Here is a 23,658-nt window from a genome sequence, read left to right as displayed (position 1 = left end):
TCCCTGGCATACCCCCAGCCTCCGGTCGATCGGTCATCGCCTTCGTAATGAGCGGCTTTATCGCTTCAATCAGAAAGTCTTGTCCCGATCGGTCAACCGGCCACCTGAGCACCTTCTCCGGCCCCCCTTTCCCAAAGAAAGTATTCCCCCACTGGATCTTCTCGAACAGTAACTCCACCGCAAACGCGTAATCCCTGGCAACCGGAAACATAAGCTTCCCCTTGCGCTCCGGATCCAGATCAGAAAAGCGCATCCCCCAGCGCTCGGCCGAGCAGAGTGCGTAGGTCGGGATTCTGCCGGCGCTGGTGAGGCCTGGCTGATTGATCTCCACGATATGGTTGCCAACCTTGTGTGTGCGTCTAGCGGGCATTCCTGGCTTTCTCCTGTCAATCGGATTTCGTGCTGACGCCCTTGGCGCGACGGGCGAACCCACAGTATCGAAAGCCCCCACCCCACGGTCTATAGGAATTGGACTAATTTTTACCTCAAGTAAGCAATCAACCTGACGAGCCACGCCCCCACCTCTCGCCAGGGTCAACCCTGATTGCGAGGAAAATGCACCACGCTTATCTTTCTACATCATACGTATGACATAGAGAAGGTAGCATGGCGACCCTGCATCGACAGGTTCTCAATCAGATGGGCGAGCAAATCTGCTCCGGCAAATTCGCTCCGGGCGACGTTCTTCCGTCCGAACCCGAGCTGGCCGAACAACTGCAGGTGAGCCGGATCACGATCCGCGAGACCATGAAGTCGCTGTCGGCAAAGGGCATGCTTCAGGTCCGGCGCCGCTACGGCACGGTCGTCCTGCCTCGGTCGCAGTGGCAGTTGTTCGATCCGGACGTGATGACCTGGCGGGCTCGCGCGAGCAGCGCCGATGCGAGCCTGATCCAGGACCTGATGGAATTGCGTCTGATCATCGAGCCCAATGCGGCCAGGCTCGCCGCCTTGCGCGCCACGGCGGAAGACAAAAAGGCCATCCGCCGCGCCTATAACGCGATGGAGCGGGCGGTTGCCGGTCACGGCGAATATGTGCCGGCCGACCTCGCATTTCATGGCGCGATTCTCACCGCTTGCCACAACCAGTTCGTCGAGCAGATGCAGAACGCGCTATCGGCGATTTTGCGCACGAGCTTCGAACTGAGTTCCGAAATCGCCGGCGGCCCCGCGCGTTCGCTGCCGATGCACGAGGCCCTGTGCGTCGCGATCGAGCAAGGCGACGGCGTTGCCGCCGAACAGGCGGTGCTCACGCTGATCCGGCGCGCGGAACAGGATTTCGAGGATCGGGCCAAACTCGCATCGACGGTGAACGGCAAGCCGGCCTGAGCCGATTCGCCTCTACGACGACGCATGCATCGCGCCCGCATAACGGGCCGCGAGGGGCGCCCGTACGCCCGGTTTCGACACATTGAAAAGGAAGATGAGATGACCCAGCTTTTTGACTTGACCGGGCGCACCGCGCTCGTGACCGGCTCGGCCCGCGGTATCGGCTTCGCGCTCGCGGAAGGTCTCGCGACGGCCGGCGCGCGCGTCGTACTGAACGGCACGCGCGCGGACACGGTGGCGGACGCGGTCGAGCGTCTCGCCGCGAAAGGATTGGACGTGCAGGGGCGCGCCTTCGACGTGACCGACGAAGCAGCGGTCGTGGCGGCCTTCGAGGCGTGGGACGCGGCAGGCGTGCAGATCGACATCCTCATCAACAACGCGGGCATTCAGTTTCGCAAGCCGCTCGTCGAACTCGAACTCACCGATTGGCAACGCGTGATCGACACCAATCTGACGAGCGCGTTCATCGTCGCGAAGCATGCCGCGAAGCGCATGATCGCGCGCGGCACCGGCGGCAAGATCGTCAATATCGGCTCGCTGACGAGCGAAGCGGCGCGCGCAACCGTCGGCGCCTATACGGCGGCCAAAGGCGGCATCAAGATGCTGACGCGCGCCATGAGCGCCGAGTGGGCGTCGTCGAACATTCAGGCGAACGCGATCGGGCCGGGCTACATCCTGACCGACATGAACAAGCCGCTGATCGAAAATGCGAGTTTCGATGCGTGGGTGAAGAGCAGCAACCCGTCCCAACGCTGGGGCAAGCCGGAAGAACTCGTGGGCACTGCGGTCTATCTGTCGTCGCCGGCATCGAGCTACGTGAACGGGCAAATCATCTTCGTCGACGGCGGCTGGCTCGCCGTACTCTGAAGCGGAACACCTTCGGAAACCTCATCAGGACACGACTCACCCAAAACGGGTGAGTCGACTATTTAATTAGTATGCCGCATTAATCCAGGAGACATCATGGAAGACGTCAAACCCGTCGCAACACAAAGGTGGTGGTATCTCATGCCCATCATCTTCATTACTTACAGTCTCGCCTATCTCGACCGTGCCAATTACGGTTTCGCCTCGGCGGCCGGCATCGACAAGGACCTCGGCATTTCGCACGGCATGTCGTCGCTGATCGGCTCGCTGTTCTTCCTCGGCTACTGCCTGTTTCAGGTGCCCGGCGCAATCTATGCGCAGCGCCACAGCGTCAGGAAGCTGATTTTCTTCAGCCTGATCCTGTGGGGAATCTGCGCGGCCGCAACCGGCGTGGTGAGCAACATTCCGATGCTGATGGCGCTGCGCTTCGTCCTCGGCGTGGTCGAGGCCGCCGTGATGCCGTCGATGCTGCTCTACATCAGCCGGTGGTTTACGCGCAGCGAACGCTCGCGCGCGAACACCTATCTGATCCTCGGCAACCCGGTAACGGTGCTGTGGATGTCGGTGGTATCGGGCTACCTCGTGCATAGCTTCGGATGGCGCGAGATGTTCGTGCTCGAAGGCATGCCCGCGCTGGTCTGGGCCATCGTGTGGTGGTTCACGGTCCGGGACCGTCCCGCCGACGCGCCCTGGATGAGCGACGCCGAAAAGGCCGAACTCGAAAGGCGCCTCGTCGCCGAGCAGGCCCATATCGCGCCGGTGCGCGACTACAAGGCAGCCTTCCGTTCGCCGACGGTTCTGAAGTTCTGCTCGATTCATGCGCTGTGGAGCGTCGGCGTGTACGGCTTCATCATGTGGCTGCCGTCGATCCTCAAGATGGCAGCGCAAATCGACATCGTCTCGGTCGGCTGGCTCGCGGCCGTGCCCTATGTCGGCGCCATCGCGCTGATGCTGATTGCGTCCTGGCTCTCCGACAAGACCCGCAATCGCAAACTGTTCGTCTGGCCGCTGCTGTTGACGGGCACGCTCGCGCTGGTCGCATCGTTCCTGATCGGCAGCGCGCATTTCTGGATTTCGTTCTGGCTGCTCGTCGTGGCAGGCGCCACGATGTACGCACCATATGGACCGTTCTTCGCGCTCGTGCCGGAACTGATTCCCGGCAACGTGCTCGGCGGCGCGATCGGCTTCATCAATGCGAGCGGCGCACTCGGCGCATTCCTCGGCGCGTGGCTGGTCGGCTACCTGAACGGCGCGACCGGCAGCCCCGCCGCTTCCTATGTCTTCATGGCGGTCACGCTGCTGTTGTCCGTGATCCTGACGATGCTGCTTCCCGGCGCTCCGGCGCAACGCGCACAGCGCGACGGGGCACTGCCGGCCGCCACGGAAACCCACTAACTCCGCCGCCACCGAGAAACTGAAATGGCTACGCTTATTACCGATGTCAAGGTCATCCTGACCGCGCCCGAAGGCATCAACCTGATCGTCGTGAAGGTCGAGACGAATCAGCCGGGCCTATATGGCCTTGGATGCGCGACGTTCGCGTACCGTCACCTTGCCGTCAAGTGTCTGATCGAGGAGTATTTGCGGCCGTTGCTGATCGGCCGCGACGCCGAAGCGATCGAGGAAACATGGCAACTGATGCACCAGAACGCGTACTGGCGCAATGGCCCGATCGAAAACAACGCGATTTCCGGCGTGGACATGGCGCTGTGGGATATCAAGGGCAAGATGGCGAACCTGCCGCTGTACCAGCTTTTCGGCGGCAAATGCCGCGAGGGCGTGCCCATCTACCGTCACGCCGACGGCCGCGATCTCAGCGAGCTTTGCGAGAACATCCAGAAGTACCGCGAGCAGGGCATCACGCATATTCGCTGCCAGAGCGGCGGCTATGGCGGCGGCGTGTATGGCAAGGCGCCATCGACCGCACCGGCCGGCGCCCTCGATGGCGTGTATCTGGATAGCCGGAAGTACCAGCGCGAAACGCTCAAGCTGTTCGACGGCATCCGCAGCCGGGTCGGCTTCGACGTCGAACTGTGTCACGACGTGCACGAAAGGCTGAAGCCGGTCGAGGCCATCCGGTTCGCGCGCGAACTCGAACAATACGAACTGTTCTTCCTCGAAGACGCTATCGCGCTGGAAGAAGGCGAATGGATGCGCCAGTTACGGGAAAAGACCACGACGCCATTGGCACAAGGCGAACTCTTCAATAATCCTTATGAATGGCGCTTCCTGATTACGGAACGCTTGATCGACTTCATTCGAGTCCATCTGAGCCAGATCGGCGGCATCACCGCGGGCCGCAAATTGCAGATCTTCGCCGAGCAGTTCGGCGTGAGAACGGCATGGCATGGTCCCGGTGATATGTCGCCGCTCGCGCATGCGGCGAACATCCATATCGATCTGGCGTCGCGCAATTTTGGCGTTCAGGAGTGGTCGGGAACCGAGCCGCCGAATTTCGTGATTCAGGAACTGAAGGGACCGAAGGCCGCATTGCTCGACGTATTCCCGGGCTTGCCCGAATTCAGGAACGGTCACGTGTACGCCAACGACAAGCCGGGACTCGGCGTGGACATCGACGAAGCACAAGCTGCCCAATATCCGTGCGAAAACACGGTCACGACGTGGACTCAAACGCGCTTGCGCGACGGGGCCCTGCAAACGCCATGATGCAACAACGTAGGTAAGCGCGTGCGACGAGCCCGGATAAACGGGCTCGACGCGCTTCGGAAACATCGAACATAGCCTGCGCTGCATAGCCAGGCCATGCGCGCATTTACATCATGCCCATGCACACGGCAGCCGCAATCGATCCAAGCACGAGCACCGCGCCGACGGTCTTGCGCCTGTTCAACTCGGTCCACAGCAACACGCCGGTCAGCGACAGCAGAATGATGCTGCCCGCGAGCGTATCGATCAACAACACCCAGCCAACGCTCAGGCCGACGCCCTTGTGCAGGTTCGTCAACATCGCGAGGAAGGTGTTGGCGCTGCGCTTGACCGTCACATAGTTATTGCCGACCCAGTACTCGGCCGAGGTATTCTCCTTCGGCGACGCGAAATTCAGTTGCCAGTGCTCGGGCTGCATCACGTTACGATCGCCCCACGCAACCGGATGCCCTGACTCCTTCTGCACGCGGCCCGGATTGCCCGCGATTTTCAACTCATGCCTGAGCCACTTCGCGAGTTCGCGCGGCGACTCGGGCGCCGGTTGCGGCAACGGCACCTGCACGACGGACACCTGCGGCTCGCCGGTCGATACCCTGAGGGGCCCGCCGCGATGGTTCAGAAAGAACCCGGTCGTGCCGAACAGCAGACCGAGCGCGGCGCCCCACAAGCCGATCCAGCCATGCACCTTGCGCAGCCATTTGATGAACGTCGCGCGACGCGAGCGCTGCCGGCGCAGCTTCAGTTCATCGCCATCGAGCCGCCGTGGTTCGTGCGCTTCGTGCGTCTCGTGTTCGCCGACGGCGAGCGGTTGAAGGTCGATTGTGTCCGATACGCTCACGTTTCACTCCAGGTACGCAACAGATTGTGATGGCTCAGCGATGCGCTTGCCGCGTCAGAAGCGGTAATCGAACGTCGCGAGCAGCGTGCGGCCGATTCCCGGCACCGAACGTCCGCCATCGGACGGAATCAGCGCATCGAAGTAGTACTTGTTGGTCAGGTTCAGCAGGTTCAGGCGCACGTCGAATTTCTTAGCGTGATAGGCAGCGGTTGCGTCCCAGCGCGTATAGCCCGGCACCTTCACGTAGTTCGTGTTCGACGCATAACGCGGCGACATATAGATCGGACCGCCGCCGATTTCCCAGTGCGGCGTGATCGCATAAGTCGTCCAGAGCGTCAGCGTGTTGCGCGGCGTATTGGCCGGCGTGTGACCCTGAGTGCCGTCGGCGGCCTTCAGGATGATCGCGTCCATATAGGTGTAGCCGCCGAAAATCTGCCACTTGTCGGTGATGTGCCCGGTCACGCCCGCCTGAAAACCGTCCACGCGAATGTCGCCGGCCAGCGAGTATTCGGTCGGCGAGACCTGGGTGCGCGCGTTGTCCATCTCTTCGCGGAACAGCGCCGAGGTCAGCGAAATGTTGCCGCCGAACAGGTCCCACTTGCCGCCCACTTCATACGACTTCGTCGATTCCGGCGCGAGGTTCTGCGTGAGGTTCGTCACCGTCAGCGTTTCGAGCGACGGGTTGAACGACGTGCCGTACGATACGTAGTACGACTGCCAGTCGGTCGGCTGATAGATCACGCCGGCGCGCACGCTCGTGAAGTCGTTGGTCTGACTCGCGTAAGCCGGCGCACTGATCGTGTTATGAATCTCGGCCGAAAAGCGATCCCAGCGCAGACCGCCGATCACCTTCCATTGCGGCGTCAGCGTGATCGTATCGTTCAGGTAGGCGGCAATTTCGTTCGCACTCGAATCGGCATAGTTGCCGACCGTGGTCGTCACGTTCGACGGCGTGCCCATGATCGGCGGATTGAGCATCGGCACGATCGGCAGGTTGTTGCGCGTATAGGCCTGGTTCGTATAGCTGTCGTGGCCCACTTCGACACCGGCGATCACGTCGTGTTTGATCGGCCCGGTATTGAATTTGTATTCGAGCATCGTGTCGTTGTAGATCGCGTGATTCTCGATCACGCGGTCATGACTCTGCAGCTTGATGAACAACTGCGAGGGAGACAGCGTCGTGAAGTTGCCGTTGGTCAGCGCGGTGGCCGACGGCGAACCGGGCAGCACCGCTTGCGGCGCGGTTTCGCGCGCGTCGGTCATCGAGTGCGAGAGCTGCGTCTGGTTGGTCAGCGTGAGGTCGTCGGAGAACTTGTGCTTGATCGCCGCCGTGAAGATCTGCACGTCCTGGATCGTGCGGTCGCTGGTCAAACCGTAGAACGTGTTCTTCGGCACCGGCGAGGGCCGGCCGTTCAGCGCCTGGATGCCGTAGTCGGGCATGTCGTCGTTGTGCTGGATCAGCGCGGACAGCGTGATCTCGGTCGGCGTGCCGATGCCGAAGCGCACTTCCGGCGCGATGCCGAAGTCCTTGCTTTTCATGACGTCGCGCGTCGAGCCGAGGCTCTGGCCGAATGCGTTCAGGCGGATCGCCGAGGTGTCGGTGAGCTTGTGGTTCACGTCGACGGTCGAGCGATAGCGGTCGTCGGTGCCGATCATGCCGGAGACTTCCGCCGAATCCGTCAGGTTCGCCTTCTTGCTGACCTGGTTGATGACGCCGCCGGTCGAGCCGCGGCCGAACAGCATCGACGACGGGCCGTACAGCACTTCGAGCGATTCGAGATCGAACGTGTCGCGGTAGTACTGGTTGCGATCGCGGAAGCCGTCGAGATAGATGTCGTTTTGCGCGGTGAAGCCGCGCAGGTTGATGTTGTTGCCGATCTGCCCGCCTTCGGCCGCGCCGATCGTCACCCCCGGCGCGTTGCGCAGCGCGTCCGTAAACGACGTCGCGCCTTGCGAGGCGAGCAGGTCGCGATTGATCACGGTGACGGTCTGCGGAATGTCGCGCAACGCGGTCGGCGTTTTCGCGCCGACGCTCGAGCGCTCGGCCTGGAAGTCCTGCTGAACGGCTTGCCCCTGCACCCCGATGGTCGGCAGCGTCTGTCCGTCGGCGGTCGGCGCGTTGGTCGCGTTGTTCTGGGCGAGCGTCGTCGCGCTATGCGGCGCTGTTGCCGGCGCGCTCGCGGCAGCCGGTTGCAGTGCGCTTTGCGGAGCGGTCTGCGCGATCACCGGGGTCGCGAAAGGAACGGTAAAAGCTAGCGCAAGCGCTGTCGCGAGCGGCGTGTGGTTGAGCATGGATATCCCGTCAGGAATGCGCTTGTCGAATTCGCATGTCCGGCATGCAATTCATGACAAAGCCGCAATTGGCTGGCTGCCGCTCTCCATTTTTCGACCGGAGATGACGGGATGGCTGGCTTGGTTTAAATGAGAATCACTATCATTCCATATGCATGATGCGCCAGCAATCTCGACCTGTATTACTTCGCGTAAGGAATTTATTTCCGCGCTTTACTAACGAAAGTATTTTGTAATTTTTAAGGCTGATCTCGCTCAGTTTTATTACGTTTAGTAAAGTCTAATTCATGCCTCTCCTCACAACAGCAAGGCCTTGATTCATCCAAACATTACAAATTTACTTTCAAATAAATAACAAACGCGAGTGACGGTTGAACGCACGGGATCGCAAGTCCGTTTATCCTTTTTACAACACCGCTGTCCGGTTACGCTTATGCAGGTTTCCGTTCCCCTCTCTGGAGTCGATCTATGCAATACCGCCAATTCGGCCGCACCGGCCTGACCGTTTCGCGCCTGTGCCTCGGCACCATGACCTTCGGCCTGCAAACCGAAGAAGCCGCCTCGCACCGCATCCTCGACACGGCCGCCGATGCCGGCGTGAATTTCATCGACACCGCCGACGTCTATCCGCTCGGCAGCAGCGAGAACGTGGCCGGGCGCACCGAGGAAATCGTCGGGCGCTGGCTGAAGGGCAAGCGCGAGCGCTTCATCGTCGCGACCAAGGCGGTCGGCAAGATGGGCCCCTCGGCATGGGATCAGGGCGCCTCGCGCAAGCACCTGCTCGATGCGATCGACGCATCGCTGCACCGCCTCGGCACCGACTACGTCGACCTCTACCAGCTCCATTCCGACGACGCGAAAACGCCGCTCGACGAAACGCTCGAAGCACTCGACGTGATCGTGCGTTCGGGGAAGGCGCGCTATATCGGCGTCTCGAACTTCCTCGCCTACCGGCTCGCGCGCGCCTTGGGACGCGCGGACGTGCTGCGCGCCGCGCGTTTCGTGTCGGTCCAGCCGCGCTACAACCTGCTGTTCCGGCAGATCGAGCGCGAACTGCTGCCGCTCGCCGCCGAGGAGCAACTGGCCGTGATGCCGTATAACCCGCTCGCGGGCGGCCTGCTGACCGGCAAGCACCGTCACGACACGGCACCCACCGAAGGACGCTTCACCGGGAGCGTCGGCAAGGCCGGCGCGATGTATCAGGAGCGCTACTGGCACGAACGCGAGTTCGAGACGATCGAGCGGCTCAAGTCGATCGTCGCGCCGACCGGCGAGTCGCTCACGAAGATTTCGCTCGCATGGGTACTCGCCAATCCGCTGGTCACGTCGGCGATCATCGGAGCGAGCCGCGCCGAGCAGCTGACCGACACGCTCGCGACCGTCGACTTCGTGCTCGATAGCGAAATCAAGGCACAACTCGATGAGGCGAGCGTGCAGTATCGCTGGGGGGATGCGGCGCGCTAGTTCAGCGCTTCAGCGCTGAAGTACTTCAATACTTCAGCGTCCATAGCGCAGCACGGTACTCGTCGCGGCGATCACATGATCCTTGATCGCCGCGAGGAACGCGTCCCGCGTCAAGCCGGCCGGCAGCGCGCTGGGCGGCAGATCGAGCGCATAGACCTGCGCGATGTAGTGATGCGGCACCTCGCCGACCGGCGGACACGGCCCGTAATAGCCGGGACCACCGGTGCGATTGGTACCCGCGACGCTGCCCGGCGGCGCTGCCTCGCCCGCAGCGAGCCCCATCGTGGTCGGCGCGATGCCGTACACGATCCAATGCACGATGCTGAGGCCCTTCGCGCCGTCGGGATCGAAAATCGTGACGGCGAAACTCTTCGTGCCGACCGGCGCGTTCTGCCATTGCAGCGCCGGCGACACGTTGCCGCCACCGCAATTGTTCGCGCTCGCGGCATGGCGCGCATCGAGCGTGCCGCCATCGGCGAGTCCAGGCGACGACAGAGCGAACGCCTGCACCGCGTAGGCATGTGCGCTCGCCCAGGCAAGCAGCGCGCAAACGCCGACTGAGGAGAGGCGCCGGACGATGTTGAGATTGCTTCGGATCATTTAAGTCTCTCTGGCTGGAAAATCGTTGAGGGCTTCGGCAGGAACGCGCACGCGCGGCGGCTTAGGCGGCCTCTCCCGCGAGAACGTTGTTTCGAGACAGAACCGCTGGCATAGTGCGCCAATCTCACACTCCACTCACTCTGTCGCCGGGCATTCCGGCCGCAGCCCTATAGGTATTGAACAATGGGTACTGAACAATGCGGGTAACGTCCTCGCTCCTTGCGGTCTTCATGATTGGCATGATCGGTACGCTGCCCGGTGCGGCCCGCGCCGGGTCGCTTCCCGGTTTCGCGGATTGCCCCGTCGCCGTCGCGGCAAAACACGGCCCCGTGCCACGCCTGACCTTCACCGACGCCCAGGCCAAGCGCTACAGCAGCGTCATCCGCAACGCCGCGCGGGGGTCGGTGAATTTCGCGGGCCACTACATTCTCGCGACATGGGGATGCGGCGCTGGATGCGTGATGGCCGCGGCCATCGACGTAAAAACAGGCCGCGTCACCTCGTTGCCGTTCACCGTTTCCGACTGGCCGATCGACGTGACCGAGCCGCTCGCCTATCGCGCCGACAGTTGCCTGCTGATCGTGCGCGGCAGTCGCAACGAAAGCGCGGAACACGGCACCTACCACTACGCATTCGACGGCAAAACGTTCAGCCTGCGCAAGACCGCGAGCGAGTTCAAACGCTAGCTAGCCAGCCCGCGCGACAACGCAACGCGAGGCACCCGCCTCGCGCAGTCCACCACTTACCGCCACTTGAACGGGCCAGTACGCTGATTCGCTTCCGGCAACTGCCGCGTCTCGCGCACCGACAGCGGATGCCACAAACGCGCGCCGCCCTCGATCCCCGCGTCGTTCGAGACGGTCGCCACGTTCGCCGGCAATTCGAACTTGAGACGCGCCGCATTGCCGCCGCCGATCCACAGCTTGTCGTAATTCACGAGCGCATTGAGAATGCCGATTACTTTCTCGACGCGCCGATTCCAGCGCTTGTTGCCGACCGTCGCGCGCGCCGCCTCGCCGATGTATTCGTCGTAGGCCACCCCCTTCTTGCTGACCGGATGATGCGCGAGTTCGAGATGCGGCATCAGCTCGCCATCGCGAAACATCGCAGTGCCCGCGCCCGTACCGAGCGTCAGCACGAATTCGAGGCCATGCCCTTGGATCGCGGCGAAGCCCTGCATTTCGGCGTCGTTAATCATGCGCACGGGCAAGCCGCCGAGGCGCCGCGCGAGCGCATCCGCGAGCGGAATGTCGTGCCAGCCCTCGACGCCGAAATGCGGCGCGGTCAGGATGCGGTTATTGCGCACCACGCCCGGAAAGCCGATCGACATCAGCGTGGGCGGCGCCTGTTCGACGAGTGGCGCGACGAGTTGCGCGAGCGCGTCCACCAGTTGATCGGGCGTGCACGGATGCGGCGTGGCCACGCGCACGCGCTCCGTTTTCATCCGGCCATCGGCATCGATGATCGCAGCCTTCAGTCCCGTACCGCCGACGTCGATCGCGAGAATGTTTTCGCCGCCGCCCTTCGAGACACTCCGTTTCGGTGTGGCCTGTTTCATTGCGCTCCGTTTTGCCGCGCTCTGCTTCACTGCACTCTTCTTTACCGCGCTCTTCTTGCGTGTCGCCACGATATCCCCCCGAATGTGGTTGATACGATTGCCTATCTGCATTGGCAGAATTGGCGGATGCCGCGCTCACTTCTTCTCCACCGCGCTTCGCTGCAACGGCCGCCATGCATGACCGTCGCGCGCGAGCAGCGCATCGGCCGCGGCCGGCCCTTCGCTGCCGGCCGCATAGCCGTGTACGGCAAGCGCACCGCCGCGCTTCGGATGCAGCACGTCGTCGACCGCGCACCAGCTCGTCTCGATGCTGTCGGCGCGCTGGAACAGCGTGGCGTCGCCGAGCATGCAGTCGTAGAGCAGCGTTTCATAGCCGACGTTCGCGCGCTCCGCGAAGAAGTCGGCGTAATCGAACGACGACTGCACCGCGCCGACCTGCATGACCGGCCCCGGCGTCTTCACGTTGAAGTCGAAGCTCGTGCCGTGTGCGGGATCGATGCGCAGGGTCAGCACGTTCGGCGTAAGCGCATCGACCGGTGTATCGCGAAACAGACGGAACGGCACCGGCTTCAGTTGCACCGAGATTTCGGTGCGGCGCACGGCAAGCCGCTTGCCCGTGCGCAGATAGAACGGCACGCCCGCCCAGCGCCAGTTCTCGATAAACACACGCGCCGCCGCATAGGTTTCGGTCGTGCTGCCGGGCGCGACGTCCGGCTCCTCGCGATAGCCGATGCCGGCCGGCCCTTTTTCGTACTGGCCGAACACGACGTCGTCGGGCGTGAGCGGCTGGATCGCGTCGAAGATGTCGGCCTTTTTGTCGCGCACCGCTTCGGCATCGAACGAATTGGGCGGCTCCATCGCGACCATGCCGAGCAACTGGAACAGATGGTTCGGCACCATGTCGCGAAACGCGCCGGTCTGCTCGTAAAACTTGCCGCGCCCTTCCACGCCGATCGTTTCCGCCGCGGTAATCTGCACACTCTCGATGTACTCGCGCCGCCAGATCGGCTCGAATAGCGCATTCGCGAAGCGCACCGCGAGAATGCTCTGCACGGTGTCCTTGCCGAGAAAATGATCGATGCGATACACCTGCGATTCCTGCGCGTACTGCAGGATATGCGCGTTCAGATCGCGCGCCGAGGCGAGATCGGTGCCGAACGGCTTTTCGATCACGAGACGGCGAAAGCCGTCGTTCGCGCTCTCGCCTTCCTTCAGCAAACCGGCCTTGCCGAGATGCTCGACGATCGGTTTGAAAAAGCGCGCGCCAACCGCGAGATAGAAGATCACGTTGCCACCCGGCGATTGCGCGAGTTTCTGCTTCAATTGCGCGAACGTGTCGTCGGATTCGAACTCGCCCGCCATGTATTCGAGGCGTTGCGCGACCCAGTTCCACGCGTCGTCGTCGAGCTTGCCGGCGTGGAAGGTGCTGGCTTTATCGGCGGCGAACTGCTGTAGCGACGTGTGCAGATCGTCGCGCCATGCGGCCGTTTCGCGCGCGCCATGATTGACGCCGACAATCTTCATGCCGCCGTCGAGCAGGCCGTCGACCGCGAGGTTGTAGAGCGCGGGCATCAACAAACGCTTGGTCAGATCGCCGCCCGCGCCGAAGATCACGAGCGTGCAGGGCGGCGCCGGATTCTTGCCGGCCGGCGAGGGCAACGCATCGTGCGGACTCGCGCTGACCTTGCAGCTGCGCGCGGGTGTCGCGTCATTTTGAGCGGAAGAAGCAGCGGGAGTATTCGATGGAGTCGACATGGGATTCACTCGTGCAAGCCAATGGACTGGATATAGCGATATATGAAAGACCACACGCGCACCCGCACAGTTCAATCGCGTTCACGCGACCGGCGCAAGCGCCGGCTCGCCAGTGAGCGGCACGTTGCCCGACGCGGCCATCGCGCGCGGCTGCAACAACAACGCGACGAGCCCGCTCCAGCCGGTCTGATGCGAAGCACCGACGCCACGGCCGTTATCGCCATGAAAATACTCGTGGAACAGCACCAGATCCTGCGAGCGCGGGTCCGCCTGCAACAGCGGATACGCGCCCATCACGGGCCGCTCGCCGTCCCGGTTCTTCAGAAACAGCGTGGTCGCGCGGCGCGCGAGTTCGTCGGCGATCTCGGCCAGCGAGAACTTCTGCCCCGAGCCGGTCGGGTACTCGACGCGAAAATCGTCGCCGTAATAGCGGTGGAATTCGTATAGCGATTCGATCAGCAGATAGTTGACCGGCATCCACACCGGCCCGCGCCAGTTCGAATTGCCGCCGAATACGCGCGTGTCCGATTCGGCCGGCAGATATTTGACGCAGAAGCTGTTGCCGTTGTGTTGAAACACGAACGGCTGATCGCGATGAAAGCGCGACAGTGCGCGCACGCCATGATCGGAAAGAAATTCGCTTTCGTCGAGCGCGCGCCGCAACAATGCCTTCATGCGATGGCCGCGCAGCAGCGACAGCAACAGCGCATTGCCCTTGCCGGGCTCGTTCCAGCGCGACACGAGCCGCGCGAGATCGGGGCGATGTTCGAGGAACCACACGAGCCGCTCGCGCAGCCCCGGCAAGCCTCCGTGCAGACGCTCTTCGAGCACGTGCACTGCGAACAGCGGAATCAGCCCGACGATCGAGCGCACGCGCATCGGAATGTTGCTGCCGTCGGGCAGGCGCAGCTTGTCGTAGAAGAACTCGTCCTGGCCGTCCCACAGGCCCGTCTCGCAGTCGTCGTCGCAACTCACCGCTTCCGCGATATACAGGAAGTGCTCGAAGAACTTCACGCCGATATCGACGAACACATGATTCGCGTACGCGAGTTCGAGCGCGATGCGCATGAGGTCGAGCGCATACGCGGCCATCCACGCGGTGCCGTCGGCCTGATCGAGATGACCGCCGGTCGGCAGCGGCGACGAGCGATCGAAAATGCCGACGTTGTCGAGCCCGAGAAAACCGCCCTGGAAAATATTGTGACCGTCGGCGTCCTTGCGGTTGACCCACCACGAAAAATTCAGCAGCAGCTTGTGAAACACGAGTTCGAGGAAATCGCGATCGGCCTTGCCGGTCAGCGCGCGATCGATCTCGTACACGCGCCACGCGGCCCAGGCATGCACGGGCGGATTCGCGTCGCCGAGCGCCCATTCGTAGGCAGGCAGTTGCCCGTTCGGATGCTGATAGCGGTCCTTCACGAGCAGCAGCAACTGCTTCTTCGCGAACGCGGGATCGATCAGCGCGAAGGCGGCCGCGTGAAACGCGAGGTCCCATGACGCGTACCACGGGTACTCCCACTTGTCGGGCATCGACACGATGTCCGCATTGCACAGATGCCGCCAGTCCACGTTGCGGCCGTGCTTGCGCTCGGCGGGCGGGCGCGGCTGCAACGGATCGCCGTCGAGCCAGCGCTGCACGTCGTACTGGTAGTACTGCTTCGACCACAGCATGCCCGCGAGCGCCTGGCGCTGTACGAGGCGCGCATCGGCATCGGCGATCTCGTGTTGCAACGCGCCATAGAATGCGTCGGCCTCGGCGAGGCGGCGCGCGAATACCGCATCGGCGTCGAGCGGCGCTTCATCGCCGGCCGCTTGCGTGCGCCAGCGCAGATAGACGACCGCGCGCGCATGCGGGCCGAGTTCGAGCGCCGCATGCACGCCGGCCTTGGTGCCCGCATCGTGACGGATCGCATTTGCGTCGCCGTGCACGAGGTAATCGTTGAAGCCGTCCTTGAACGGGCCCGCGCCGTCGACGTTGAAAAGACGCTTCACGTTGGTGTCGTTTTCGCAGAACAGCCACGCAAGCGGCGCATCCTTCGACCACGCGGTCACGATAATCGGCTCGTGCAAAGGATGATGGCCGACGAGATGAAGCGTGCCGTCATGATCGGCGCCCATCACGAGCTTCGGCTTGTTGCTGTTCTCCTTCCACGACCACGAATTGCGCGCCCAGATTTGCGGCAGCACGTCGAGCGAGGCGGCTTCGTCGGCGCGATTCTCGATCGTCACGCGCATCACGATGTCGTCGGGCGTATGTTTCGCGTATTCGACCTGCACGTCGAAATAGCGCGCGTCGTCGAATACGCCGGTATCGAGAATTTCGTACTCCGGCATGTCGCCGCCGCGCCGCGCGTTTTCTTCGATGAGGTCCTGGTACGGATACGCCGCATGCGGGTACTTGTAGAGCATGCGCATATACGAATGCGTGGGCGTGCCGTCGAGATAGAAGTACAGCTCCTTCACGTCCTCGCCGTGATTGCCCTGCGCATTCGTGAGGCCGAACAGGCGCTCCTTGATGATCGGGTCCTTGCGGTTCCAGAGCGCGAGCGACACGCACCAGCTCAGGCGGTCGTCGCCGAAACCGGCAAGGCCGTCCTCGCCCCAGCGGTATGCGCGGCTGCGCGCATGGTCGTGCGGGAAGGAGTCCCACGCGGTGCCGTCGGCACTGTAGTCCTCGCGCACCGTGCCCCACTGGCGCTCGCTCAGATACGGCCCCCAGCGCTGCCAGCGGCCGCACTCGGCCGAATGCAGCCGTGAACCTTCGACGGTGGCAAGCAGATTGGCAGCGCGCAGCGGTGGCATGACGGAGTCCTTGCAACAGGCCTGGCGGTCGGCCCCACATCGTAGCGCGGTTTACGCGCCGCCGCGCTCGAATCGGGCCAGCAGGTTTTCGATGCGCAGCAATTCGCCGAGCGACCACGCCTGAAACGGCGTACCCGCCGGTGTGTGCGGTGCATCACCGTCGGCGATTTCGGACAGATGATCGAGGCCCGCGCAATCGAGATGCGCGTACAGCGGAGCGAGAAAACGCGCCCTCGCCTGAGCGAGATTCGGCGCGCTCGCGCCGTTCACGCGCAGCCATGCTTCGACGAACGGCCCGATCAGCCACAACCAGACCGTGCCCTGGTGGTAAGCGCCGTCGCGTTCGAGCGGCGAGCCGCCGTAGTGTCCGCGATAGGCGGGATCGGATGGCGCGAGCGAACGCAGGCCGAGCGGCGTGAGCAATTGCGCTTCGACCTGACCGAGCACCGCGCGCGCCGCCGCGCCTTCGAGCAGCGGAAACGGCAGACCGCCGATCGCGAAGACCTGGTTCGGCCGGATCGCGCGATCCACCGTGCCGGGTACGTGATCGACGTCGACGTTGTCGAATAGCGCCTGCGTGGCGGGGTCGACGAAGCGCTGGCGAAATGAGAGCGTGGCGCGCTCGGCCGGTTGCCGCCACTGCGGGTTCCATGCCGAGGCGATACGCAACGCGTTGATCCACAGCGCCTGCACCTCGACCGGCTTGCCGATGCGCGGCGTGACGACCCAGTCGCCGACTTTCGCGTCCATCCACGTAAGCTGCACGCCGGGGACGCCGCAGCGCAGCAAGCCGTCGTCGGCGCAGGCGGCGATGTTGAAGCGCGTGCCGTTCGTATAGCCGGTGAGGATCGCTTCGGCCGCCTGTTGCAGATGCGCGCGCGTCGCGGCGCTCGCATGCTGCATCGCGAGATACTCGTGCAGGGCGACGACGAACCAGAGCGACGCATCGACCGAGTTGTATTCGGGCGCGTCGCCATAATCAGGGAAGCGGTTCGGCAGCATGCCTTCCGAGAGCGTGCCGGCCCATTCGAGCAGGATCGCTTCGGCGTCGTCGAGACGGTTCGACGCGATCAGCAGGCCGCGCATCGCGATGAAGGTGTCGCGGCCCCAGTCGGTGAACCACGGAAAGCCCGCGAGCATCGTGCGGCCTTCGTTGCGCGTGACGATATAGGCATCGGCGGAACGTTGCAGGCGCGAGCCGAGTGCGTTGCGGCGTTGCTGTTCGGTTTGGGCGAGATAGGCGGCGTGGGTGGCGGCTGTGGTTTTGTCGTTGGCAATTAGGATTGATGTTGCCGTGTCCGACTTCCCCGAAGCGCTCGAAGCACTCGAAGCGCTGAGGATCATCACCGCTTCGCCGCTTGCGATGTCGAAGCTGAAGACGCCGGGCGTCGCGAGGTCTTCGCGGTAATCGAGCCCGCGCTCCTGTTCCCGCACGTAGCAGAAGTTGCGATACCAGTCGGGCGCATGCGTGTAGACGCCGTTCGTCGCCGCGCCAACGACAGGCAAACCGCCATACGGCTGCCAGCTTACGCACGACTGGTCGCCGCTGATTTGCGCGCTGAAGTTGAACGCGGGATTCTCATGATGCAGCGCATGATAATCGCGGCCCGACAGCAACGGCCTGACCTTCAGCACGGGCACGCCAAGATCGCCGAGGCCGTTGCCTTCGAGCCGCCAGCGCAGCACTGTTGCGCCGGTTGCCTTGCTGACGAACGCTTCAGTTATCGCCACCGTCCGTGCATCGACCCGCACCCGCCACGTCGGCCACAGCACGGTATCGAAGCTATCGAGACTCCCGCGCAGGTCCGGGTAGATCACGTCGGGTCCATAGCGCTGCATGCTCAACGGAAAGCGTTGCCCGTGCGCTTCGAGCCACACCTCCACGCCATTGACGAGCACCATGCGCCCGCCCGGCGCGCGCGTCGCGCTCAACAGCAACGCGTGATAACGACGCGTGCGCAGCATGCCGGCCGTGCCCGAGGCGAAACCGCCGAAGCCGTCCGCTTCCAGCCATTCGTCTTCGAGATGCGAGAGGTCGAAGGGTGATCCGATGCGTGTCATGAAGTCGGTCGCGCTCATGCGAAATCGTCGATTGGCGTAGTGTGCCAAACATTCACGCAGAGGGTGTTCGCGGGACCGTTCTTCTTGCCGGTACTTTCTACTCTCGCCTCTGTCTCCACCGCGCGCCGGATCTACTGACGGGCCGACGGCATCCAGACGCAAGCCCGCGAGGAGGATTCGGACGAGGACTGCCTGCAGGTGATCATCGGTGTAAAACCAGACTGCGGCAGAGAACGCGTAACGCTCAGCAACAGTTATCGCGAATCAGTTTTTGCTGGCTGGCAAATTCTCATGGCGATCCGCGAGTGCATGTGAAATGGGAATCTCAAATAGTGCTTCTCACAGATGTTCATATGTTCGCCTCGGTCGAGAACAATCTCGCCTCCGTCGGATATAACAGCTCTTTTTCGCACCTATTGAGGCAACCTAAGTGGCAAATCCCCATCGGCTTGGCAGCAACTTCGATCTCCCGAGGAGTGGTTACGGTGCACCCTCAGCGCATTCGACACATCAACAAGCGACTGGCAGCACTCAGAGATTTCCCACGGCGGCGCCTGCCATGGGGGCGCTATCCGGATTGCCGGCGATGGAGACACGCCCGCAGACTTCCACGCGAGCTAACCCAGTCGGCCGTCATGTACAGATTTCTTCGATTGAAAATTCTCGGGTCCGTCAGGAAGCCGAAAATCTTCGCGCGGGCATTGAGAATTTTGGCGAATCTGCCCGCCGATAACCGCCTCGAGCAGCAAGACAATCCACGGAATACGAGGACTGGACGACCCGACTCGGTGCCGTAGAAGAAGTCGTGGATATGATCCAGAATCAAGTCAACGACGGGTCAATCATGCCCGGGGATGCGGTACGGGTAACAGCTGGCGAACATACCACCGGCATCATGACCGTCAGCGTCTCTCCGAAAGAGGAAGACGCAAAGGATGCTTTCTGGATCGACAACATCGTCACGCACCCTGGTGCTGCCGGAGCAGGTGAGTTGCTGATCGAAAAAGCCGTTGCGATGTCGGCAAGCAAGGGGTTTGGCGGTACCGTCAGGCTGATGGCGTTCTCGGGGCAGACTTTCTACAAATCGGTCGGCTTCAAGGATCTCGGTGGAGGGCTCATGGAACTTTGCCAGTGGTGGAGTGCCAACGAGGAACAACGGCCACTGTATAACAAGTTGATTCGCGCATTTGCGGCTCGCTAAAGCGGATGCGATTTCAACGTCCCGACGCACGACGACTGTGGGTTGGTGTGTGCCGGGACGCGTTGGCCATATGCTGTCGTCCTGCACGTGATTTGGCTTAGGCTTGACACATAAGAATCCCAAAGTGCCAAAGCTGGCCGAGTGTCATTCGTGGCAGGATCGGTTCCGTCGGATCGGATTAAATCCGCAGTAGCGCCCGGACGATGGGTAATCTCTGCCGCGCCCCAGGGGCGGAGACGACTCGGACAGGCCTTCCTCCATCCGGCGCATCATTCTCCACCTGGCTGGCGCCGGCAATCTGCAACTACGATCGAAACGCCATACGGGACAACGGCGCGGGCAATGACGGTCGGAGCCGTTTCAGCAGCCGAAGTGGCATTCCCATCGCCATCGCTCGCGGAGCAAGCAGTGCCTCAGCGCGTCTGAACCAACAGATTCAGCGCGATCGCAACGATCAAAGCCACACCGCCGATGAGGCCGAGCAATTGCAGCAGAGTGAGGGATTTACGCGAATTGGTGGGGGTCTGTTGCGTAGTCACGAGCGTTTCTTGAAATTCGGAAAAAACGCAATGGTACACGGGCGCGCATGCGACCCGTCTCGACCGGCGCAAACTCGCGTGCAATCAAGCACCGCTTGCACCGATCGCCACTCGCGAGCGGCGTGCAACGCACGCCGCACACTGCCCCGCTCAGGTCTTCGCAATCGGGTTGCCGTGCCGCGAATCCAGGAAGCGGATCACCGCGGTATCGCCCGTACCCGCGCCCACCACCTGATCGGGCACCCCGCATTCGCGCAGCAGCGCGCGCAGTTCGTTGATGACCGGAAACACCTCGTGATTCCAGTCCGCGCCCTGCGCATCGTGCGCGCGCTGCTCCGCCTCGACGATCTCGCGATCCTCCTTGAAAATGCGCTCGGTAAACCACACGAGCAGCGGCCACAGCAAGGTCATCGCGCCCGGAATGCCGGGCTTGCGAATGGATAGCAGCCCGAACGTCCGGTTGGTGCGCTGCTCGCGATCGAGCGGCACGTAGACGATCCACAGGTCCATCACGAGCGTCTGCTCGGCATTGCGGATTTGCAGCGTCTGGTACGGATACTCGGTGCGGATCGTCATCACGTCCTTGTCGTTGTTGCCGCCGGTCTTGCGATTCTGGCCGAACACGATCGCCTCGCCGAGCGGCTGCTGCCCCTCCATGCGCGCAAACGTGTAATCGACTTCGACCCAGCCCTCGCCGCGCCGCCGTCCGACCGAACGCGCACGCATCTTGCCCATCTGCCGGCGATGCAGGAACTGATGGTTCATGTCCATCAGGTTCTCGTGCATGAACGAGTAATGGCAATTGACCGGACGGCCGAAGCGGCGCGTCCTGTACTTCGGGTCCGACACCGAGCCGAAACCGGGCAGCGGCCGCTGGTCCGCCAGCGCGGCATCGCCGGGAAACACGAAAATCAACCCCTCGACTTCCCGGCACGGATACGAGCGCACGCCGTTCGGCAGCCGGTCGCGGCCGAGGTACGGCACGTCGATGCACTTGCCCGAGCAGTCGTAGGTCCAGCCGTGATAGCCGCAGCGGATCGACTCGCCATCGACGACGCCCTGGTGCAGCGGCACCTGGCGATGCGCGCAGCGGTCTTCGAGCGCAAACACCTTGCCGGTCTCTGTGCGCGCGAGCACGATCGGCTCGCCGGCAAAGGTCACGCCATGCGTCTTGCCGCGCTTCACTTCGTGCGACCACGCAAGCGGATACCAATGGTCCGGGTGAATGGCAACGCGGCGCAGATCGCGCACGGGCGCCTCATGGGCGGCACGGCCGGGGGCATGCGCACCGGCTGGCGATGCGGCAGAAGCGGCATTCTGCGACGGCGCCTGAAGAGGCTCCGCGGCGACGGCCGCATCGGCGATATCGTGTTCGAGCGGGGGAACAGCATGCATGGATCAAGCCTCCGTTCGCGGGCAGATGGAAGGTTGCCGCCCCGCATATCGAGGCCGGCGTCCTTGCCAGTCTACTTGAAGCGGCTAAAGCGTGGCGTCGCTGGCGGCACACCCGGCATGACCTGGCGCAAACGCTCCGCGACGTCGACGCACACGTGTGAACGAACGACCTGCGGCGTACCGGTGCTATGAAAAAAACGGCCTGTGAGGCAACGGTGAAAAATGGTCTCGGGAAGTGGCCTTAGAGTGGCTAACACAACCGGGACATGAGGCTGAAGGCCATATCCTGACAGCATGTCCGGACGCAAAATCAGTAACGAGTTATGGGCGGCGCTGGGGCCGCTGATTCCGGTGTTCGCACCGTCGTCCAAAGGCGGGCGACGCCGAACGGTGTTTGATCCCGTTTCGCGTGAGGTGGATATATACAACACACCTGGCCGCTGTCGTTGGCCGAATGGTTCCGGTTCTTGACTTCATGGTGTTCGGCTATGATGCGACGCTCATCATGTATCGCACCATGAAGCGTTACAACGAGATCGTCAAACCGGAGGACAGACTTGGCGAATGATCCACAATGGGAAGCGCTCGTTGCATTCACGCGTGAAGAAATACCTTGGGCCGGAAAAACCGAGCCGCTCACACCATCAACAAGCATCAGTGACGATCTGCGCATCGATGGCGACGATGCGTTCGAATTCATCGATCAGTTTTTTGAGCGGTTCGATGTTGCGGGCGGTGAAAACTTTCCCGTTCTTCGCTACTTCGGCCCCGAAGGAAATGCGTTATTTGCCCTGCTCATCGTTCCCGTGCTTGTGGTGGCGTTCGTTCGTTTCGTGCTCAGGCTTAAGCCAGTCAACCTGTTACCCCGTAAGCCCACGCTGACTCTCGGCATGCTGCTCGATGCGATACGCGTAGGCCGATGGGATACCAAAGCCATTGAACGCGCGCACAAGCCGCCCATTTAGCCTTTTGTCAGAAGTGCCTGCGGCAGGTCTTCCCATGGCATCCCCGTTTGCAGGACATACAGGATGCCATTCAAGGCCGCACGGTCATCTACCGTTCGGCGTCACCCGCCTTTGGGCCACGGTGCGAACACCGGAATCAGCGGCTCCAGCGCCGCGCATAACTCGTTACTGATTTTGCGTCTGGACATGCTGCCAGGATATGGCCTTCATAGCCTCATGTCCCGGTTGTGTTAGCTACGCTTAAGAAGCAGCCTCAGGAAACGGCCTCGATTCAGGGCTCGTTTTCAGGGCTCGTTATCCGACACGAAGCCGAAGCGGAGTCGCCTCACGCGCCACTCACCGGCCGCCGCGCGATCAACGCGATCGATTCGATCCGCTCGTCGAGCCAGCCCTCGTCGTTTGCATGGGCTTCCAGCAGTACGTCGATACGCGCGAGCAATTCGTCGAGCCGCGCGCCGAGCCGTTCGCGCGACAGACTCGACATCGACATGGCCCGCGCCCGCAGCGCTTCGGCCGACACGCGCCGCGTTTCGATAACCGCAATCCGTTCGAGCGCCGAAAACGCCGACTGCGCGAGCACCGTCTCGTGGCTCTCCCATGTTTCGGCCCTGCGCTGCTCGCGCGCCGGATCGTCGCTCGAATATTCATCGAGCAGCGCGCGATAGGGCGCGAGCCATGCAATCGACGCATCCGCCACGGGCGAAGTCGAGAACAACGCCAGCGCGCCCTGCGCTTCGATCAGCGCATCGAGCCGCGCGAGCGTGTCGGGCCGGTCCATCCAGTGAAATGCGCGGCCGATCACCGCGAGCCGGAACGATCCGAGCGCGGGCGACAGATCGTACGAACTGCCGTGGCGATACTCGATGTTCGGCGCGAGCCCCGCGCCGAGGCCGGCCGCGATGCGCAGCATTTCCGCTTCGGGATCGAGCGCGAGACCGGCGCCGACCCACGACGAAAACGCCACCGACAACTGCCCCGGCCCGCAGCCGAGATCGAGCAGCCGATGCGAGCCGCGCAATTCGCATGACTGCGCGACGCGCCGGATCAGTTGCGGAGAATACGCGGGACGGCCCAGCAGATAGTGGGGCGCGCTGAACCTGAAGCGGTCGGGGACAAAGGGAATCGGGGCGGTCATGGCGGTTCCGTCCGGTGAGGGTGATAGCGAGGCGATCGGGAAACTCGCCGTACGGGGGTCCATTATCGGCGCACGCACCATTGCTGCGCAGTTTCGCGGGCAACGCCGAGGGCGCGCCGGCATCGGCGGCATCGAGTTCGCCCTGCGCGTTCGCCCATGCGAATCGCCACCTCGCCCGGCCGCCCCACAGGCC

Annotated in this window: 19 protein-coding genes and 2 pseudogenes; 9 read left to right on the top strand and 12 right to left on the bottom strand. The window is 62.8% G+C overall.

Annotation, left to right across the window (positions count from 1 at the left end; genetic code table 11):
* A partial coding sequence (locus tag G3N58_RS03060; protein ID WP_205998440.1) for a hypothetical protein occupies nt 1–331 on the bottom strand: 331 nt, incomplete at its 3' end.
* Nucleotides 332–606: 275 nt separating this feature from the next.
* On the opposite strand from G3N58_RS03060, the gene G3N58_RS03055 reads away from it, so the two are divergent.
* The 4 genes from G3N58_RS03055 to G3N58_RS03040 all read left to right on the top strand — a co-directional run bounded on the left by G3N58_RS03055 (nt 607) and on the right by G3N58_RS03040 (nt 4,860).
* Nucleotides 607–1,326 (top strand): FadR/GntR family transcriptional regulator, encoded by a 720-nt coding sequence (locus G3N58_RS03055; protein WP_167038764.1) that lies wholly within the window; start codon nt 607–609, stop codon nt 1,324–1,326.
* Nucleotides 1,327–1,425: 99 nt separating this feature from the next.
* On the top strand, nt 1,426–2,193 hold the full coding sequence (locus G3N58_RS03050) for an SDR family oxidoreductase (protein WP_205998439.1): 768 nt from the start codon (nt 1,426–1,428) through the stop codon (nt 2,191–2,193).
* A 96-nt stretch (nt 2,194–2,289) separates the two neighbouring features.
* Complete coding sequence (locus tag G3N58_RS03045; RefSeq protein WP_167038768.1) at nt 2,290–3,588, top strand: MFS transporter; 1,299 nt, start codon at nt 2,290–2,292, stop codon at nt 3,586–3,588.
* A 24-nt stretch (nt 3,589–3,612) separates the two neighbouring features.
* Nucleotides 3,613–4,860 carry an enolase C-terminal domain-like protein gene (locus tag G3N58_RS03040; RefSeq protein ID WP_167038770.1) on the top strand — a complete coding sequence of 416 codons (1,248 nt, stop codon included), beginning with the start codon at nt 3,613–3,615 and terminating at the stop codon, nt 4,858–4,860.
* Nucleotides 4,861–4,966: 106 nt separating this feature from the next.
* On the opposite strand, the gene G3N58_RS03035 is transcribed toward G3N58_RS03040, so the two are convergent.
* Together G3N58_RS03035 and G3N58_RS03030 are read right to left on the bottom strand one after the other, a co-directional pair.
* Complete coding sequence (locus G3N58_RS03035) at nt 4,967–5,698, bottom strand: PepSY-associated TM helix domain-containing protein (RefSeq protein WP_205998438.1); 732 nt, start codon at nt 5,696–5,698, stop codon at nt 4,967–4,969.
* Between the two features lie 54 nt (nt 5,699–5,752).
* Complete coding sequence (locus G3N58_RS03030; RefSeq protein ID WP_167038774.1) at nt 5,753–7,990, bottom strand: TonB-dependent siderophore receptor; 2,238 nt, start codon at nt 7,988–7,990, stop codon at nt 5,753–5,755.
* 468 nt (nt 7,991–8,458) lie between these two features.
* Between G3N58_RS03030 and G3N58_RS03025 the strand changes: the two genes are divergently transcribed.
* Nucleotides 8,459–9,454: an aldo/keto reductase gene (locus G3N58_RS03025; RefSeq protein ID WP_167038776.1), complete on the top strand. Its 996-nt coding sequence runs from the start codon at nt 8,459–8,461 to the stop codon at nt 9,452–9,454.
* A gap of 33 nt (nt 9,455–9,487) precedes the next feature.
* Here the strand turns inward: G3N58_RS03025 and G3N58_RS03020 are convergent, their stop codons facing one another.
* Nucleotides 9,488–10,054: a YbhB/YbcL family Raf kinase inhibitor-like protein gene (locus G3N58_RS03020; protein WP_205989038.1), complete on the bottom strand. Its 567-nt coding sequence runs from the start codon at nt 10,052–10,054 to the stop codon at nt 9,488–9,490.
* A 230-nt stretch (nt 10,055–10,284) separates the two neighbouring features.
* On the opposite strand from G3N58_RS03020, the gene G3N58_RS03015 reads away from it, so the two are divergent.
* Nucleotides 10,285–10,740 carry a hypothetical protein gene (locus G3N58_RS03015; protein ID WP_205998437.1) on the top strand — a complete coding sequence of 152 codons (456 nt, stop codon included), beginning with the start codon at nt 10,285–10,287 and terminating at the stop codon, nt 10,738–10,740.
* A gap of 56 nt (nt 10,741–10,796) precedes the next feature.
* Here the strand turns inward: G3N58_RS03015 and G3N58_RS03010 are convergent, their stop codons facing one another.
* The 4 genes from G3N58_RS03010 to G3N58_RS02995 form a co-directional block, all read right to left on the bottom strand.
* Nucleotides 10,797–11,612, bottom strand: coding sequence for an ROK family protein (locus tag G3N58_RS03010; RefSeq protein ID WP_205998436.1), 816 nt, complete (start codon nt 11,610–11,612; stop codon nt 10,797–10,799).
* A 135-nt stretch (nt 11,613–11,747) separates the two neighbouring features.
* The gene (zwf, locus tag G3N58_RS03005) at nt 11,748–13,367 is read right to left on the bottom strand and encodes a glucose-6-phosphate dehydrogenase (RefSeq protein ID WP_205998435.1); all 1,620 of its coding nucleotides are present in this window, start codon (nt 13,365–13,367) and stop codon (nt 11,748–11,750) included.
* Nucleotides 13,368–13,448: 81 nt separating this feature from the next.
* Entirely contained in the window at nt 13,449–16,169 is a 2,721-nt protein-coding gene (locus G3N58_RS03000; RefSeq protein WP_205998434.1) for a glucosidase, read from the bottom strand.
* Nucleotides 16,170–16,220: 51 nt separating this feature from the next.
* Nucleotides 16,221–18,230 carry an amylo-alpha-1,6-glucosidase gene (locus G3N58_RS02995; RefSeq protein ID WP_205998443.1) on the bottom strand — a complete coding sequence of 670 codons (2,010 nt, stop codon included), beginning with the start codon at nt 18,228–18,230 and terminating at the stop codon, nt 16,221–16,223.
* A gap of 811 nt (nt 18,231–19,041) precedes the next feature.
* Between G3N58_RS02995 and G3N58_RS02990 the strand changes: the two genes are divergently transcribed.
* Nucleotides 19,042–19,431 (top strand): hypothetical protein, encoded by a 390-nt coding sequence (locus tag G3N58_RS02990; protein WP_205998433.1) that lies wholly within the window; start codon nt 19,042–19,044, stop codon nt 19,429–19,431.
* A 413-nt stretch (nt 19,432–19,844) separates the two neighbouring features.
* Here G3N58_RS02990 and G3N58_RS34465 read toward each other — a convergent pair whose 3' ends face one another.
* Both G3N58_RS34465 and G3N58_RS02980 read right to left on the bottom strand, forming a co-directional pair.
* Complete coding sequence (locus tag G3N58_RS34465) at nt 19,845–19,970, bottom strand: hypothetical protein (protein ID WP_275691441.1); 126 nt, start codon at nt 19,968–19,970, stop codon at nt 19,845–19,847.
* A 150-nt stretch (nt 19,971–20,120) separates the two neighbouring features.
* On the bottom strand, nt 20,121–21,365 hold the full coding sequence (locus G3N58_RS02980; RefSeq protein WP_205998431.1) for an aromatic ring-hydroxylating dioxygenase subunit alpha: 1,245 nt from the start codon (nt 21,363–21,365) through the stop codon (nt 20,121–20,123).
* A gap of 294 nt (nt 21,366–21,659) precedes the next feature.
* Here G3N58_RS02980 and G3N58_RS33970 point away from each other — a divergent pair.
* Both G3N58_RS33970 and G3N58_RS02975 read left to right on the top strand, forming a co-directional pair.
* Nucleotides 21,660–21,752: pseudogene (locus G3N58_RS33970) on the top strand (IS5/IS1182 family transposase); the annotation flags it as partial.
* 170 nt (nt 21,753–21,922) lie between these two features.
* Complete coding sequence (locus G3N58_RS02975) at nt 21,923–22,330, top strand: DUF1493 family protein (protein ID WP_167038792.1); 408 nt, start codon at nt 21,923–21,925, stop codon at nt 22,328–22,330.
* Nucleotides 22,331–22,341: 11 nt separating this feature from the next.
* Here G3N58_RS02975 and G3N58_RS02970 read toward each other — a convergent pair.
* Both G3N58_RS02970 and G3N58_RS02965 read right to left on the bottom strand, forming a co-directional pair.
* Nucleotides 22,342–22,518, bottom strand: a pseudogene (locus tag G3N58_RS02970) (transposase); the annotation flags it as partial.
* A 137-nt stretch (nt 22,519–22,655) separates the two neighbouring features.
* On the bottom strand, nt 22,656–23,465 hold the full coding sequence (locus G3N58_RS02965; RefSeq protein ID WP_167038794.1) for a class I SAM-dependent methyltransferase: 810 nt from the start codon (nt 23,463–23,465) through the stop codon (nt 22,656–22,658).
* Nucleotides 23,466–23,658: the final 193 nt, after the last annotated feature.

This window comes from Paraburkholderia sp. Ac-20342 (assembly GCF_017104985.1).
Classification (GTDB): domain Bacteria; phylum Pseudomonadota; class Gammaproteobacteria; order Burkholderiales; family Burkholderiaceae; genus Paraburkholderia.
This window is presented reverse-complemented; position numbering and strand designations above follow the sequence as displayed.